General features: G+C 72.5%; 13 protein-coding genes. 1 reads left to right on the top strand and 12 read right to left on the bottom strand.

Going from position 1 to position 15,544, the window contains the following annotated elements:
• Positions 1-13: 13 nt before the first annotated feature.
• The 5 genes from mltG to ACI1MP_RS30630 all read right to left on the bottom strand — a co-directional run bounded on the left by mltG (position 14) and on the right by ACI1MP_RS30630 (position 5,362).
• A complete protein-coding gene (gene mltG, locus ACI1MP_RS30650) occupies positions 14-1,207 on the bottom strand; it encodes an endolytic transglycosylase MltG (RefSeq protein ID WP_380338754.1) in 1,194 nt (397 codons plus the stop codon).
• 87 nt (positions 1,208-1,294) lie between these two features.
• The gene (gene ruvX / locus ACI1MP_RS30645; RefSeq protein ID WP_229847633.1) at positions 1,295-1,786 is read right to left on the bottom strand and encodes a Holliday junction resolvase RuvX; all 492 of its coding nucleotides are present in this window, start codon (positions 1,784-1,786) and stop codon (positions 1,295-1,297) included.
• Positions 1,783-4,449: an alanine--tRNA ligase gene (gene alaS, locus ACI1MP_RS30640; protein WP_404869973.1), complete on the bottom strand. Its 2,667-nt coding sequence runs from the start codon at positions 4,447-4,449 to the stop codon at positions 1,783-1,785. Before alaS ends, ruvX begins: the two co-directional genes overlap by 4 nt.
• Positions 4,449-4,880, bottom strand: a complete 432-nt coding sequence (locus tag ACI1MP_RS30635) for a DUF6167 family protein (protein WP_100585087.1) — start codon at positions 4,878-4,880, stop codon at positions 4,449-4,451. The genes alaS and ACI1MP_RS30635 overlap by 1 nt, the downstream gene beginning before the upstream one ends.
• A gap of 5 nt (positions 4,881-4,885) precedes the next feature.
• Entirely contained in the window at positions 4,886-5,362 is a 477-nt protein-coding gene (locus tag ACI1MP_RS30630; RefSeq protein WP_100585086.1) for a DUF948 domain-containing protein, read from the bottom strand.
• Between the two features lie 311 nt (positions 5,363-5,673).
• Between ACI1MP_RS30630 and ACI1MP_RS30625 the strand changes: the two genes are divergently transcribed.
• Complete coding sequence (locus tag ACI1MP_RS30625; RefSeq protein WP_404869972.1) at positions 5,674-7,725, top strand: ATP-binding protein; 2,052 nt, start codon at positions 5,674-5,676, stop codon at positions 7,723-7,725.
• A gap of 71 nt (positions 7,726-7,796) precedes the next feature.
• Here ACI1MP_RS30625 and rpsD read toward each other — a convergent pair whose 3' ends face one another.
• The 7 genes from rpsD to hisS form a co-directional block, all read right to left on the bottom strand.
• Positions 7,797-8,411, bottom strand: a complete 615-nt coding sequence (rpsD, locus tag ACI1MP_RS30620; protein WP_035860039.1) for a 30S ribosomal protein S4 — start codon at positions 8,409-8,411, stop codon at positions 7,797-7,799.
• Between the two features lie 319 nt (positions 8,412-8,730).
• Positions 8,731-10,080 (bottom strand): replication-associated recombination protein A, encoded by a 1,350-nt coding sequence (locus ACI1MP_RS30615; protein ID WP_387998517.1) that lies wholly within the window; start codon positions 10,078-10,080, stop codon positions 8,731-8,733.
• 132 nt (positions 10,081-10,212) lie between these two features.
• A complete protein-coding gene (locus tag ACI1MP_RS30610; protein WP_189272870.1) occupies positions 10,213-10,818 on the bottom strand; it encodes a hypothetical protein in 606 nt (201 codons plus the stop codon).
• Positions 10,819-10,890: 72 nt separating this feature from the next.
• Positions 10,891-11,667, bottom strand: coding sequence for a polyphosphate kinase 2 (ppk2, locus tag ACI1MP_RS30605; protein WP_380338791.1), 777 nt, complete (start codon positions 11,665-11,667; stop codon positions 10,891-10,893).
• Between the two features lie 167 nt (positions 11,668-11,834).
• Positions 11,835-12,341, bottom strand: coding sequence for a GNAT family N-acetyltransferase (locus ACI1MP_RS30600; RefSeq protein WP_380338767.1), 507 nt, complete (start codon positions 12,339-12,341; stop codon positions 11,835-11,837).
• 142 nt (positions 12,342-12,483) lie between these two features.
• Positions 12,484-14,274, bottom strand: coding sequence for an aspartate--tRNA ligase (gene aspS, locus ACI1MP_RS30595; protein ID WP_043908554.1), 1,791 nt, complete (start codon positions 14,272-14,274; stop codon positions 12,484-12,486).
• Positions 14,271-15,542 (bottom strand): histidine--tRNA ligase, encoded by a 1,272-nt coding sequence (gene hisS / locus ACI1MP_RS30590; RefSeq protein WP_380338772.1) that lies wholly within the window; start codon positions 15,540-15,542, stop codon positions 14,271-14,273. The genes aspS and hisS overlap by 4 nt, the downstream gene beginning before the upstream one ends.
• Positions 15,543-15,544: the final 2 nt, after the last annotated feature.

Raw genomic sequence — 15,544 nt, 5'->3', positions numbered from 1 at the left:
CACTGCCTGTTGTTCAGGGGACGTCCGGTGAGGAGCCGGCGGCGCTCGGGGACGGGTTCTGTGCACGGTGTGCGTTGAACTCGTCGACGTTCTTCCGTTGTTGGTCGGAACTGTCGGTGAACCGGGTGTCACCGGGTTGGACGGTCACGAAGTACAGCCAGTCACCGTCGGCGGGGTGGATGGCGGCGCGCAGCGCGTCCCGGCCGGGGTTGCCGATGGGGGTGGGCGGCAGGCCGGGGTGGGCGTAGGTGTTGAACGGGGAGTCGAGCTTGGTGTCGGTCACGGTGGTGGTGAGGGTGGACCGGCCGAGCGCGTAGTTGATGGTGGAGTCGAGCTGCAGCGGCATGTTCTTGGCGAGCCGGTTGTAGACGACCCGGGCGACCTTGGCCATGTCCTCGGGGTTGTCGGCCTCGGCCTGGGCGAGGCTGGCGATGACGAGCAGGCCGTAGGGCGTGACGTTGTTGTTGGCGGCGGCCTCGTTGACGGCGGAGCCGTCGAGCCGTCCGGTGGCCTCCTTCACCATCTCCTGGAGCAGGCTGAGCGGGGTGCTCTCGCCGGTGATGGGGTAGGTCGCCGGGAACAGGTAGCCCTCGGGGTGGCCGGTCGCGTCGGGGGGCAGGCCGAGGTCGGCGAGGTGCTCCTCGGCGGCGGCCTTGGTGGTGCCGGCGGGCAGGCCGAGCCGGGTGTCGATGGCGGCGTAGACCTTGGTGGTGCGCCAGCCCTCGGGGATGGTCAGGGCGTTGGCGTTGGCGGGGTCGAGCAGCACGTTGAGCGCGGCGGCCGCCGACATCCTCTCCCTGAGGGTGTACGTGCCGGGGTGGATCCGGTTGCCGGCCGGGCTCTTGGCGGCCGCCTCGGTGAACGCCCGGGTGGAGGCGATCACGTGTTTGGCCGTCAGGGTCCTGCCGATCTGGGTGATGCTGGCGCCCTGGGCCACCGACACCTGCACCCGGCCGGTGCCGCTGCCCACGTAGTCGGCGGCGGGCTTCTTGCCTTCGGGCCAGACCAGGAACAGCGCGACGGCGGCGGCCATCGCCACGCCGAGCAGGCCGGCCACGCTGAGGCAGCAGGCCGCACCGGTGCGCAGCCGTCCCGGGTCGGGCGGTTCGACGCCGTACGGCAGCCCGGGCGGGGCGCCCTCGGGTTCGAGCACGGGGGCGCCGAGGTGACCGGGCGTCAGTCCGGGTGCGGTGTACGGGTCGGTCACGGCGGGGCCTCCGGCGGCGGGCATGCGATCGGGGCCCGTGCGGACGCGCGTCCGCACGGGCCCCGATCGGAACCTAGACCTGACCGGTCAGACCACCGGCTCGACACTCTCACCGGGTGCGCGGCCGCTCACCCGTTCGGTCTCAAGCGCGGCCTGGAGGATGACCACGGCCGCGGCCTGGTCGATCACCGAGCGGCCCTTCTTCGAGGACCGGCCGGAGGCGCGCAGCCCGGCGGCGGCGGTGACGGTGGTCATCCGCTCGTCCACCAGCCGCACGCCGACCGGGGCGACCAGCGCGGCCAGCCGACCCGCGTAGTCGCGGACCTTGGCGGCGGCCGGGCCCTCCTTGCCGCTCAGCGAGCGCGGGAGGCCGACCACCATCTCGATCGCGTCGTACTCCTCGACGATCGCCTTGAGCCTGGCCTGCGAGCGGCCCCCGGCGGGGACGGTCTCCACGGGCGTGGCGATCAGCCCGTCGGGGTCGCAGACCGCGACCCCGATCCGGGCGTCGCCGACGTCCACGGCGATCCGCCGGCCGCGCCGGAAGACCTTCTCCTCGATGTTGTGCTCCTCGCTCACGCGCGCTCGGCCACCAGTGCCCGGACGGCCTCGATCGCCTCGCCGACGGCGGCCGGGTTGCTGCCGCCGCCCTGCGCCATGTCGTCCTTGCCGCCACCGCCGCCGCCGAGCGCCTTCGCCGCGGCGCGGACCAGCTCGCCGGCCTTGATGCCGCGGGCGCGGGCGTCCTCGCTGGTGGTGATGACGGTCAGCGGGCGGTCGTTGGCGACGGTGAACGCGGCGACCACGGACGGGCGGTTGCCGAGCCGGCCGCGGACGTCCAGCACCAGCTTGCGCAGCTCGTCCGCGCCGATGCCGTCACCGACCCGGGCGGCGACCAGGGCCACGCCCCGGACGTCCTCCGCGCCCTCGGCGAGGCCCGCGGCGGCCTGCAGCACCTTCTCGGCGCGGAACTTCTCGATCTCCTTCTCGGCGTCCTTGAGCTTGGTGAGCATGCCGGAGATCTTCTCCGGCAGCTCCTCCGGGCGGCCCTTGACCAGCTCGGTGAGCTGGGAGACCACGGTGTGCTCGCGGGCCAGGAACTTGTACGCGTCGACGCCGACCAGCGCCTCCACGCGGCGCACGCCGGAGCCGATCGAGGACTCCCCGAGCAGCTTCACCAGACCCAGCTGGGCGGTGTTGCCGACGTGGGTGCCGCCGCACAGCTCCTTGGAGAAGTCGCCGATGGTGACCACGCGCACCGCGTCGCCGTACTTCTCGCCGAACATCGCGATGGCGCCCTGCTTGCGGGCCTCGTCCATCGTCATGACCTCGGCGGTGACGTCGAGTTCACGGGTCAGCACGTCGTTGATCTTCTGCTCGACGTCGACCAGCACGCTGCCGGGCACGGCGGCGGGCGAGCCGAAGTCGAAGCGGAAGCGGCCCGGCGCGTTCTCGGAGCCGGCCTGGGCGGCCGTCGGGCCGAGCGCGTCGCGCAGCGCCTGGTGGGTCAGGTGGGTCGCCGAGTGGGCGCGGGCGATGGCCCGGCGGCGCTCGGTGTCGATGGTGGCGTACGCGGACGCGCCGAGCACCACCTCGCCGAACAGCACCCCGCCGGAGTGGACGATGACGCCCGGCACCGGCTGCTGCACGTCGCGGATCTCGACGACCGCGCCGGAGTCCAGCCGGATCCGGCCGTGGTCGGCGAGCTGGCCGCCGCCCTCGGCGTAGAACGGGGTGCGGTCGAGGATCAGCTCGACCTCGTCGCCCTCGCTCGCGGCCGGCGCGGGGACGCCGTCCACCAGCAGGCCGACCACGGTGGCCTCGCCCTCGGTGTGGTGGTAGCCGGTGAAGACGGACGCGCCGGCGCTGTCGGCGACCTCGCGGTACGCGGCGACGTCGGCGTGGCCCATCTTCTTCGCCTTGGCGTCGGCCTTGGCGCGGTCCCGCTGCTCCTGCATCAGGCGGCGGAAGCCGGCCTCGTCGACCTGGAGGCCCTGCTCCTCGGCCATCTCCAGGGTGAGGTCGATCGGGAAGCCGTAGGTGTCGTGGAGCTTAAACGCCTGCTCGCCGGAGAGCACCACGCCGCCGCCGGCCTTGGTCTCGGTGACCGCGGCGTCCAGCAGGTTGGTGCCGGAGCGCAGGGTCTGCAGGAAGGCGTTCTCCTCGGCGACCACGACCGTCTCGATGCGCTTGCGGTCGGTCTCCAGCTCCGGGTACTGCGGGGCCATCGCCTTGATCGAGATGTCGATCAGGTCCTTGGCGACCTGCCCGGTGGCGCCCAGCAGGCGCATGTTGCGGATCGCCCGGCGCAGGATGCGGCGCAGCACGTAGCCGCGGCCCTCGTTGCCGGGGGTGACGCCGTCGCCGACCAGCATCAGCGCGGTGCGGAAGTGGTCGGTGACCACGCGCAGCGAGACGTCCGACTTGTGGTCGGCGCCGTAGGTGTGGCCGGTGAGCTCGGCGGCGCGGTCGAGGATCATCCGGCTGGTGTCGATCTCGAACAGGTTGTCGACGCCCTGCAGGACGGCGGCGAGGCGCTCCAGGCCGAGGCCGGTGTCGATGTTCTTGCTCGGCAGGTCGCCGAGGATCTCGAACCCGTCCTTGCCGTCGCCGTGGCCGCGCTCGTACTGCATGAAGACCAGGTTCCAGATCTCCAGGTAGCGCTCGCCGTTGACCGCCGGGCCGCCCTCCTCGCCGTACGCGGGGCCGCGGTCGTAGTTGATCTCCGAGCACGGGCCGCACGGGCCGGGGACGCCCATCGACCAGAAGTTGTCCTTCATGCCCAGCCGCTGGATCCGCTCGGACGGCACGCCGATGACGTCCCGCCAGATCTGCTCGGCCTCGTCGTCGTCCTTGTAGACGGTGATCCAGAGCTTCTCGGGGTCCAGGCCGTAGCCGCCGTCCGCGACGGAGCCGGTGAGCAGCTCCCAGGCGAACTTGATGGCGCCTTCCTTGAAGTAGTCGCCGAACGAGAAGTTGCCGCACATCTGGAAGAACGAGCCGTGCCGGGTGGTCTTCCCGACCTCCTCGATGTCCAGGGTGCGGACGCACTTCTGCACGCTGGTGGCGCGCGAGAACTGCGGCTTGACCTCGCCGAGGAAGTACGGCTTGAAGGGCACCATGCCGGCGTTGACCAGCAGCAGGGTGGGGTCGTCGGCGACCAGCGAGGCCGACGGTACGACGGTGTGGCCGCGCTCCTCGAAGAAGCGCAGCCAGCGGCGGCGGATCTCTGCCGACTCCATCAGTGGGGGTCCTTCCGATCGGTCGTGCGGCCCGGCAGCTCGCGCTGACGGGGCTTGGCAACGATTTGGGGGGTGGTACGGCGCGTGCCGCGAGACGTGGGCAGGGCGGCGGCCGGGGAACCCGGGGCCGCCGAGATAGCTCGGTCCCCGCCGGAGCCGGCCGCGCCGCTGAGCGTGCGACGGCGGGGCGGTTCGACGACCGCGGTGCCGTCCAGGCCGAGGTCGGCGCGCAGCTGCTGCTCGCGCTCGGCCATGCCGGTCTTCACGTCGCGGGCGAACTGCCGGGCGGCGTCGCCGAGTTGGAGCGCGCCGCGGGCGGCGGTGCCGGACAGCGAGTCGGGCGTGAGGCGGTGCACCGCCTCGTTGGCCTTGTTCATGGCCCAGACGGTCGCGCCCGCGCCGACCGCCATCCAGAAGATTCTGCGCACCATCGCCGTCAGCCCTTCACGGCCCGGCGCACGCGGGACAGCAGCCCGCCGCGCGGCGCGGTCGCGGCCCGTACCTCGGCCCGGACCAGCCGGGCCAGCTCCTCGCGCTCGCCGCTCTGCTGCGGCACCGCGAGCCCGGCCTGCTGGCGGTTCACGGCCCGGCGCACGCCGTAGCTGAACGCGGCCAGCTTCACCAGCGGCCCGCCGACGGTGGCGGCCACCGTGGAGGACAGCGCCTTGGCGTCGGCCGCGGCGTCCTGGACGTTGGCGGTGATCTCGTCGACCCGCTCCAGCTGCTCGTGCGCGCTGCGGACGGCGGCGTTCGCGTCCTGCAGCAGCGGCACGGCCTGCTCGGTGACGGCGGAGACGAGGACGGTGGCCTCGCGCAGCACCTTGGACAGCCGGACCAGGACCACGGCGAGCAGGGTGACCAGGACCGCCCAGAAGACGGCGACCAGCAGACCGGCCAGCTCTCCCACGGACACCTTCGCGCGCTCCCTCGCCTGTCCCAGTCACACTCGTGCAATTCCGGGGTGCAATCCCAGGCCTGAACCCTACCGTGACTGCCGACCGCTCCCCGACCGGATATCGGCAGGTACGCCCGAGTCCGAACCGGTCGGATGTGCGAACACCGCGCGTAACCTACCGCCCGGTCGCCTCGTTGGGGGAGGTGACTCGCGGAGTACGGGCCGGCGGGTCGGACGGGTTCCAGGGCCGGTCCGGTCGATCCTGTCGGTCGCGCGTCCGGCAGGATCGGCCGGGCAGGCACTAGCGACGGGGGCGTCTCGTGGAGAGCATGGCGGCAGCGTCGAGCGGGCCGGGTCGGCTGCCCGCCGAACTCACCCGCTTCATCGGCCGGGCCGCCGAACTCGACGCCCTGGCAGGGCTGCTGGGCCGTTCCCGGCTGGTCACCGTGACCGGCCCGGGCGGGGTCGGCAAGTCCCGGCTGGCGCTGCGGGCCGCCGCCCGGCTGGCCGCCGGCTTCCCGGACGGCGCGCGCCTCGCCGAGCTCGGTCCGGTGCGGGACCCACTGCTGCTCGGCCCCGCCGTGCTGGCCGCGCTGGGCCAGGGCGACCTCGGCGCCCGTCCGCTCGCCGACCGCCGCCTGCTGCTGGTGCTGGACGGCTGCGAGCACCTGGTCGAGGCCTGCGCCGCGCTGGTCGACGAGCTGCTGCGGGCCGCGCCGGGCCTGCGGGTGCTGGCCACCTCCCGGCAGTCGCTGCGGGCGGCCGGCGAGCACCTGCTGCCGCTCGCCCCACTGCCGGTCGAGCCGCCGCCGGGCCGGGCCGACTCGGAGGCGATGCTGCTGTTCGCCGACCGGGCCGCCGCCGTCCGGCCGGGCTTCCGGCTGGACCTCGCCGACCGCGCCGAGGTGGCGCTGCTCTGCCGCCGCCTGGACGGCCTCCCGCTGGCCCTGGAGCTGGCGGCCGTCCGGCTGCGCGCCCTGTCGGTGGAGCAGCTGGTGGCCCGGCTGGACGACCGGTTCCGGCTGCTGACCGGCGGCGGCCGCACCGTCCCGGCCCGGCACCGGACGATGCGCACCGCGATCGGCTGGAGCCACGAACTCTGCACCATGCAGGAACGTTTACTCTGGGCCCGCCTGTCCGTCTTCGCCGGCGGCTTCGACCTGGACGCCGCCGAATACGTCTGCGGCGGCCGGGGCCTGGAGCTCGACGACGTCCTCGAACTGCTCGACGCGCTGGTCGACAAGTCCGTGCTGGAGCGCCTCGACGGCGAACCCGTCCGGTTCCGGATGCTCGAAACCCTGCGCGACTACGGCGCCCACTGGCTGCGGGCCGGCGACGACCACCGGCGGCTGCTGCGCCGCCACCGCGACTGGTACCTGTCCGTCGCTGCCTGGGGCGAGGTCGAATGGTTCGGCCCCCAGCAGGCCGAGACCGCCGAACGCACCCGGCTCGCCCACCCCGACCTGCGCGCCGCCCTGGAGTTCTCGCTCGCCGAACCCGGCGAGGAGCAGCCCGCCCTCTCGCTGGCCGGCACCCTCTGGTACTTCTGGCTCGGCACCGGCCGGCTCGGCGAGGGCCGGCACTGGCTGGACCGCGCCCTCGCCCGCGCCCCCGAACCCACCGACGCCCGTGCCAAGGCCCTCTGGGTCACCGGCCACCTCGCCACCCTCCAGGGCGACCCGGCCCGGGCCCGCCCCGCCCTCGCGGAGTGCCGCCGCCAGGCCCTGGACACCGGCGACGCCCGGGCCCTCGCGCACGCCGTCCACCGCCAGGGATCCGCCGCCCTGATCGGCGACGACCCGGCCCGCGCCGCCGAACTCCTCGGCGAGGCGCTGCGGCACTACACCGCCCTCGGCGAGCTCGACTCCCACGTCCTGCTGGCCATGGCCGGGCTCGCCCTGGCCCACCTGTTCCTCGGCGACGAACCGGGCGGCACCGCCTGGGCGGAACGCGTCCGCGACAGCTGCGAACAGCACGGCGAGCAGTGGGCCCACGGCTACGGCCTGTACGCGATGGCCTGGGCCCGCCGCCAGTCCGGCGAACCGCGGGCCGCCCGCGGCTTCGCCCGCGAGTCGATCCGGCTCACCCACCCGCTGCGCGATCCGCTCGGCCTGGTCCTCGCGATCGACCTGCTGGCCCTGCTAGCCGCCGAGGACCCCGCCCCCGACCCGTACGAGGCCCGCGTCCTGCAGGGCGCCGCACACCGGCTCTGGACCTCCGTCGGCACCCCGTTCTTCGGCTCCCGCACCTTCCGCGGCCCCCACCTCGCCTGCGCACGACGCGCCCGCGCCGCCCTCACCGAGCAGCAGTACGAGGAGGCCTTCCGCCTCGGCGCCCGCCTCGACCTGGACGCCGCCGTCCGCCGCGCCCTCGGCCCCTGACGCCCGGCACCGCCCGGAAAACGGGAAACGCCCCCGCGGTCCGAGGACCGAGGGGGCGTTCCGCTCGCGGGTCAGCGCGAGTAGTACTCGACGACCAGCTGCTCGTCGCAGACAACCGGAACCTCGCGGCGCTGCGGCGCGCGGTCCAGGCGGAAGGCCAGGGCCTTCAGGTTGACCTCGAGGTACTTCGGGGTCTGGCCCTCGCCGGCGTTGCCGCCCTCGCGAGCCACCTGGAAGGGGACCTTCTCCTTGGACTTTTCCTTCACCGTGACGACGTAGCCCGGCTTCATCTGGAACGACGGCTTGTTGACCTTCGAGCCGTTGACCTCGATGTGACCGTGCACGACCATCTGGCGGGCCTGGTAGATGGTGCGGGCGATGCCCGAACGCAGGACCAGGGCGTCGAGGCGGACCTCCAGCAGGGCGACGAGCGCCTCACCGGTCTTGCCCTCGACCTTCTTGGCGGCCTCGAAGGCACGCGCCATCTGCTTCTCGCTGAGGTCGTACTGCGCGCGCAGACGCTGCTTCTCGGTCAGACGGACCTTGTAGTCAGAGTTCTGCTTGCGGCCACGGCCGTGCTGGCCGGGCGGGTACGGGCGGGCCTCGAAGTACTTGACGGACTTCGGGGTCAGCGGAACGCCGAGAGCACGGGCGATCTTGACCTTGGGGCGCTTCTGGTTCGCCATGTTTCCTTTTCCTGTTCAGATACGGCTGTCACCAGGTGTTGACGGAGGACGCTTCTCGCGGCCCGGAGAAAAACCGTCCGTCGCCGGATGGTCAGCCGCTCTCCGCGACCGGGCACTATGTGCTTGCACACGAGAGGCCCACCGACCGGGAAAGGTGGTGGGCTGCCCGCGACACCGAAAACCGGTGCGCGCCGCTCCTGGAGAACTCCCTCGCGGGAGGCCTCCGTTGGTTGCCCCGCTGGTGCGGCCGGTCGTTCCTCGCGGAACCCCGGACCCGGGACACACTGCGGACAGTCTACAGGCTGCGACCGCCCGGGTTTCACTCGCCCTTGAGCCGGGCCCTGGTCCACTCCGCGATGTCCGCGTACCGGGCCTCCCCGCCGCGCCGGGTCGGCCGGTAGTACTCCTTGCCGTGCACCGCGTCCGGCGCGTACTGCTGCGCGGCGATGCCCTCCGGCAGGTCGTGCGGGTACTGGTAGCCCTTGCCGTGCCCGAGCTTCTTCGCCCCGCCGTAGTGCGCGTCCCGCAGGTGCGCCGGCACCGCGCCCGCCAACCCCTGCCGGACGTCCGCCAGCGCGGCGTCGATCGCCAGGTACGCGGCGTTCGACTTCGGCGCCAGCGCCAGCGCGATCGCCGCCTGCGACAGGATGATCCGCGCCTCCGGGAACCCGATCAGCGCGACGGCCTGCGCGGCCGCGACGGCCGTCGGCAGCGCCGTCGGGTCGGCCAGGCCGATGTCCTCACTGGCCGAGATCATCAGCCGCCGGGCGATGAACCGCGGGTCCTCCCCCGCCTCGATCATCCGCGCCAGGTAGTGCAGCGTGGCGTCCACGTCACTGCCCCGGATCGACTTGATCAACGCACTCGCCACGTCGTAGTGCTGGTCGCCGTCCCGGTCGTACCGCACCGCCGCCCGGTTCACCGCCGTCTCGGTGGCCGCCAGCGTCAGCACGCCCCCGCCCTGCTCCAGCGCCGCCCCGGCCGCCGCCTCCAGCATGGTCAGCGCCCGCCGCGCGTCGCCCCCGGCCAGCCGCACCAGATGGTCCTCGGCGTCCTCGCTCAGCTCCACGCTGCCGCCCAGGCCCCGCTCGTCCGTGGTCGCCCGGCGCAGCAGCGTGCGGATGTCCTCGTCGGTCAGCGACTCCAGGGTGAGCAGCAGGGAGCGCGAGAGCAGCGGCGAGATGATCGAGAAGTACGGGTTCTCGGTGGTCGCGGCGATCAGCGTCACCCAGCGGTTCTCCACGGCGGGCAGCAACGAGTCCTGCTGCGCCTTGGAGAACCGGTGGATCTCGTCCAGGAACAGCACCGTCTCCCGACCGGTCATCCCGACCGCCCGTCGGGCGCCGTCGATCACCGCGCGGACTTCCTTCACCCCGTGCGTGATCGCCGAGAGTTCGACGAACCTGCCCTCCACCGCCTGGCTGATCACGTGCGCCAGCGTGGTCTTCCCCGTCCCCGGCGGCCCCCACAGGATCACCGAGCTCGTCGCCGCCGGCCCCTTCGCCCCCGCGACCAGCCGCCGCAGCGGCGACCCCTCCTTCAACAGCTGCTGCTGGCCGGCCACTTCGTCCAACGTCCGCGGCCGCATCCGCACCGCGAGCGGGGCGCGCCCCGGCTCGGCGTTCTGACGTTCCTCGGCTGCATGGGTGAAAAGGTCGGGCTCGTCCACAGTACGAGAGCCTATACGGGAGGGGGGACACGAACAGGGGCGCGTAGGGGTGCCTCCCGGCCCGCCAGGGCTGGGGGAGAACTGCGCGAAGCGGAAGGCGCCCCCGGTTTCGCGCCCGCCTGCTGCCCCGCCCTACTGCGACCTGTGCAGGAGGACCACGTCGAACTCCTCCATCCCGTAGATCACCGTCCCCGACGCCTTGCTCGCCGCCGACCGCACCGCCGCCTGGGCCGCGCGGGAGGCGGCGAAGGCCTGTCGGTCGGCGAAGATCGTGCCGACCACGCCCACCGACCGCTCGCGGTCGATGAGCATGGCGGCCCCCACGTACCCGTCGATCTCCCTGATCGCCGGCAGGCCGCTCTCCTCGAAACCCTTCACGACCCCGTCCACGGCCGCCGGGTCGTACGCGAAGCGGGTCAGCCGGAAGCCGCCGTTCTCGACGGCGGGGCCGGGCTCGGCTGCGGCGACGTCCCAGCGGTTGACGGCGACGGTGGCGGCGAAGGGGACGAGCAGGGTGTCGCGGCGGTCGGCCAGTGCGGTGTCACTGGCGGCCTCGTGCTCGGGGGTGTCCCACCAGGAGCCCATGGTGAGGGTGCCGAGTTGGCGGTTGGCGAACAGGCCGTAGCCGCGGTAGCCGGGTTGGCCGGAGAGGAGTTCGACGGATTCGCCGCGCAGTGCGTCGAGGCTGTCCTCCAGCAGGGCCGGGTCGCCGGTCGCGTAGACGGTGCGGACGTACATGGAGTGCCTCCAGCCGTTGCGGGATCCCCTCCATCGCACGCCCGCCGAACCGCACCGGTCAACCGGGGGCGGTCACCGCGCGAGCAGCGTCGCGGCGTGGTCGAAGACGTACTTCTGGAGGTCGCGCGGCGGCCGCTGGTAGCCGCGCGGTTCGGGCCTGGCCGGCAGGGTGACCGCGGGGCGGACCACCTCGCGGTACGGGACGGTGGAGAGCAGGTGGGCGATCATGTTGAGGCGGGCGCGGCGCTTGTCGTCGCTGTCGACGACGTTCCACGGGGATTCGGGGATGTCGGTGTGGACGAACATCTCGTCCTTGGCCCGGGAGTACTCCTCCCAGCGGGTGATGGACTCGACGTCCATGGGTGAGAGCTTCCACTGCCGCATGGGGTCGTCGAGGCGGTCGCGGAAGCGGCGTTCCTGTTCGATGTCGCTGACCGAGAACCAGTACTTGCGGAGCACGATGCCCGCCTCGATGAGCATCCGTTCGAAGGTGGGGCACTGGTGGAGGAACTGCCAGTACTCCTCCTCGGTGCAGAAGCCCATGACCTTCTCGACGCCGGCCCGGTTGTACCAGGAGCGGTCGAACAGCACCATCTCGCCGGCCGCCGGGAGCTGTTCGACGTAGCGCTGGAAGTACCACTGGCCGCGCTGGCGTTCGGTGGGGGCGGGGAGGGCGACGATCCGGGCGATGCGGGGGTTGAGGTACTCGGTGACGCGTTTGATCGCGCCGCCCTTGCCGGCGGCGTCCCGGCCTTCGAAGATCACGACCATCCGGGTGCCTTCGCTGCGCACCCATTCCTGCATCTTGACCAGTTCCTGCTGGAGCCGGAGCAGTTCGGCTTCGTAGATCCGCTTGGGAACCCGCTGGACGCCCTTGGCGCCGCCGGCCTTCTTGCCACGCTTGGGGTTCGCCACTTCGCACACCTTCCGACCACCGCACTGATGATGATCACTCAGGCTACGGGCCGCCGGTGGTCGACGCAGGTCGGCCGGCGGCCACTGGCGAACGGAGCGGGTCAGAGCTCGTCGAACGGCGCGGCGTAGCGGCACATGCCGTGCGGGGCGCGGTCCGCGCCGGGCAGCACGAGTGCCTGGAAGTATGTGTCGGGGACGTCGAACGGGCCGCTGATGCGGTGTCCCGAGGCGGGCTCGAAGCCGAACCGGCCGTAGTAGCCGGGTTCGCCGAGGACCACCACGACGCGCTCGCCGGCCTCCGCGGCGGCCGTCAGCGCGGCCCGGACGACGGCGCTGCCGACGCCCTTGCGCTGCCATTCGGGGGCGACGGCGACGGGCGCCAGGGCGAGCCCCTTGCCGCTGCCGATCTTCAACCGGGTGAGAAGGGCGTGGCCGATGACGACCTCGCGGTCGTCGACGGCGACCAGGGAGAGTTCGGGCAGCCAGGCGGGGTCGCGGCGCAGCGCGTCCACCAGGTCCGCCTCTTCGGGGCCTGGGAAGGCCGCCATGTGCACGCGCCGGGTCTCGGCGGTGTCGGTGGGGAGTTCAACTCTGGTTCGTACGGTCATCCTTGACCCCTCTTGCGCCCTGCACCCCGTCGTGCAGTGATCCGGCCCCGGGCGGTGCGAGCCTACTCCTGGTGGGCGCGCACCGACCGGGGCCGGAACGAATCGTGATCTTTGTGATGTGCCGTCAGTTACCGACGGTGCGTCAGGCGGTGGGCTCGGCCTCCGCCTTAGCGGCGTCCTTGGCCTTCGGCTTGGCGTCCACGCCGGCCTCCCGGCGCTGGGCCGGGGTGATCGGGGTGGGGGCGCCGGTCAGCGGGTCGCCGCCGGTGGAGGTCTTCGGGAAGGCGATGACGTCCCGGATGGTGTCGTAGCCGCCCAGCAGGGTGACCACGCGGTCCAGGCCGAGCGCGATGCCGCCGTGCGGCGGGGGGCCGTAGTTGAAGGCGTCCAGCAGGAAGCCGAACTGCGAGGCCGCCTCCTCCTCGGACAGGCCGATCGCGTCGAACGCCCGCTTCTGCACGTCGCGCTGGTGGATACGGATCGAACCGCCGCCCAGCTCCGAGCCGTTGAGCACCAGGTCGTACGCGTTGGAGAGCGCGCTGCCCGGGTCGGTGTCGAAGGTGGCGAGCGACTCGGCGGTGGGCGCGGTGAACGGGTGGTGCACCGCGTGCCAGCCCTGGAACTCGCCCTTGTCGTCCTCGATCGGCTCGAACATCGGGAAGTCCACGACCCAGAGGAAGGCCCACTGGGACTCGTCGATCAGGTTGCAGCGGCGGCCGATCTCCAGGCGGGCCGCGCCGAGCAGCTCCTGCGAGGCGGTCTTCTTGCCGGCCGCGAAGAACACCGCGTCGCCGGGCTTGGCGCCGGCGGCGGCGGCCAGGCCGGCCAGGTGCTCCTCGGACAGGTTCTTGGCGACCGGGCCGCGCAGCTCGCCGGTCTCGGCGTCCACCAGGACGTACGCGAGGCCGCGGGCGCCGCGGGCCTTCGCCCAGTCCTGCCAGGCGTCGAGCTGCTTGCGGGGCTGCGAGGCGCCGCCGGGCATGACGACCGCGCCGACGTACGGGGCCTGGAAGACCCGGAACTCGGTGCCCTTGAAGTAGTCGGTCAGGTCGGTGAGTTCCTGGCCGAAGCGGACGTCCGGCTTGTCGGAGCCGTAGCGCGACATGGCGTCGACGTACGTCATCCGCGGCAGCGGGTTGGGGATCTCGTACCCGTGCACCTCGCGCCAGATCGCGGCGATGATCTTCTCGCCGAGGGCCAGGATGTCCTCCTGGTCGACGAACGAGGCCTCGATGTCCAGCTGGGTGAACTCCGGCTGCCGGTCGGCGCGGAAGTCCTCGTCGCGGAAGCAGCGGGCGATCTGGTAGTAGCGCTCCATGCCGGCCACCATCAGCAGCTGCTTGAACAGCTGCGGGGACTGCGGCAGCGCGTACCAGTGGCCGGGCTGGAGGCGGACCGGGACCAGGAAGTCGCGGGCGCCCTCGGGGGTGGAGCGGGTCAGGTACGGCGTCTCGATGTCGAGGTAGTCGTTCTCCTCCATCACCGTGCGGATGATGTGGTTGACCTTCGAGCGCAGCCGCAGCGCGCGGGCCGGGCCCTCGCGGCGCAGGTCGAGGTAGCGGTAGCGGAGCCGCACCTCCTCGTTGACCGAGCCGGGCTCGTACTCGGCGACCTGGAACGGCAGCGGCGCGGCCTCGGACAGCACCTCGATGGACTCGACGACGACCTCGACGGCGCCGGTCGGGATGTCCGGGTTCTCGTTGCCCTCCGGGCGGACCCGGACGTCGCCGATCACCTTCACGCAGTACTCGGAGCGCAGCCCGTGCACCGACTCCAGGTCGCGGACCACGACCTGCACGGTGCCGGAGGCGTCCCGCAGGTCGATGAAGGCCACGCCGCCGTGGTCACGGCGGCGGGCCACCCAGCCGGCCAGGGTGACGGTGGTGCCGGCGTGCTCCGGTCGGAGCGTGCCCGCGTCGTGCGTGCGGATCACAGCTGCTTCTCCTTCAGGGTGGTGACGAGCGCCTCCAGGGAGACGGGGGTCTGCTCGCCGGACTCCATGTCCTTGAGCTGGACCACGCCCTCGGCGAGGTCCCGGTCGCCCGCGATCAGGGCGAAGCGCGCCCCGGACCTGTTCGCGGACTTCATGGCGTTCTTGATGCTCTTGACGCCGAACGCGAGGTCGGTGGCGACACCGGCCCGGCGCAGCTCGACGGTCTTCGCGAACAGCACGTTCTTGGCCTCTTCGCCGAGCGCGACCGCGTACACCTCGGTGGTGACGGGCAGGTCGAGCTCGATGCCCTCGGCCTCCAGCGCGAGGAAGGTGCGGTCCACGCCCAGGCCCCAGCCGACCGAGGGCAGCGCCGGGCCGCCCAGCATCTCGGACAGGCCGTCGTAGCGGCCGCCGCCGCCGATCGCGGACTGCGAGCCGAGGCCGCCGTGCACGAACTCGAAGGTGGTGCGGGTGTAGTAGTCCAGGCCGCGCACCAGCTTGGGGTCGTCGACGAACGCGACCCCGGCGGCGGTGAGCAGCTCGCGGACCTTCTCGTCGTACGCCTTGCAGTCCTCGCACAGGTAGTCGCGCAGCTTGGGCGCGTCCACCAGCTGGTCCTGCACGGCCTCGCGCTTGTCGTCCAGGACGCGCAGCGGGTTGATCTCGGCCCGGCGGCGGGTGTCCTCGTCCAGGTCGAGGCCCGCGAGGAACTCCACCAGGGCGGCGCGGTAGATCGGGCGGCACTGCTGGTCGCCGAGCGAGTTCAGCAGCAGCCGGTACTCGCGCAGGCCGAGCGAGCGGAAGGCGTCGTCGGCGAGGATGATCAGCTCGGCGTCCAGCGCCGGGTCCTCGGCGCCGAGCGCCTCCGCGCCGACCTGCGAGAACTGCCGGTAGCGGCCCTTCTGCGGGCGCTCGTAGCGGTAGAAGTTGCCCGAGTACCAGAGCTTGACCGGCAGGTTGCCGAGCTTGTGCAGGTTGGCTTCCAGGGTGGCCCGGACCACCGAGGCGGTGCCCTCGGGGCGCAGCGCGAGGTCCTCGCTGCTCTCCGGGCGCCTGGCGAGGGTGAACATCTCCTTGGTGACGATGTCGGTGGACTCGCCGACGCCGCGGGAGAACAGCTTGACGTCCTCGAACACGGGGGTCTCGACGTAGCCGTACCCGGCGCGGCGCAGCGGCGCGGACAGCCGCTCGCGGATCGCCAGGTAGGCCGCGGAGTTCACCGTGGGCAGCAGGTCGTAGGTGCCCTTGGGGGCGGTGAAGGTGCTCAACT

The organism is Kitasatospora griseola, from assembly GCF_044999035.1.
In the GTDB taxonomy this organism is placed as follows: Bacteria; Actinomycetota; Actinomycetes; order Streptomycetales; family Streptomycetaceae; genus Kitasatospora; species Kitasatospora griseola.
The sequence above is the reverse complement of the archived record's forward strand: the minus strand, read 5'-3'. Positions and strand labels throughout refer to the sequence as shown.

Coding starts and splice junctions, on each gene's coding strand:
- ACI1MP_RS30610 (WP_189272870.1), bottom strand. CDS start 10,818: ATGTACGTCCGCACCGTCTACGCGACCGGCGACCCGGCCCTGCTGGAG.
- ACI1MP_RS30635 (WP_100585087.1), bottom strand. CDS start 4,880: ATGGTGCGCAGAATCTTCTGGATGGCGGTCGGCGCGGGCGCGACCGTC.
- ACI1MP_RS30600 (WP_380338767.1), bottom strand. CDS start 12,341: ATGACCGTACGAACCAGAGTTGAACTCCCCACCGACACCGCCGAGACC.
- ACI1MP_RS30625 (WP_404869972.1), top strand. CDS start 5,674: ATGGCGGCAGCGTCGAGCGGGCCGGGTCGGCTGCCCGCCGAACTCACC.
- alaS (WP_404869973.1), bottom strand. CDS start 4,449: ATGGAGTCGGCAGAGATCCGCCGCCGCTGGCTGCGCTTCTTCGAGGAG.
- rpsD (WP_035860039.1), bottom strand. CDS start 8,411: ATGGCGAACCAGAAGCGCCCCAAGGTCAAGATCGCCCGTGCTCTCGGC.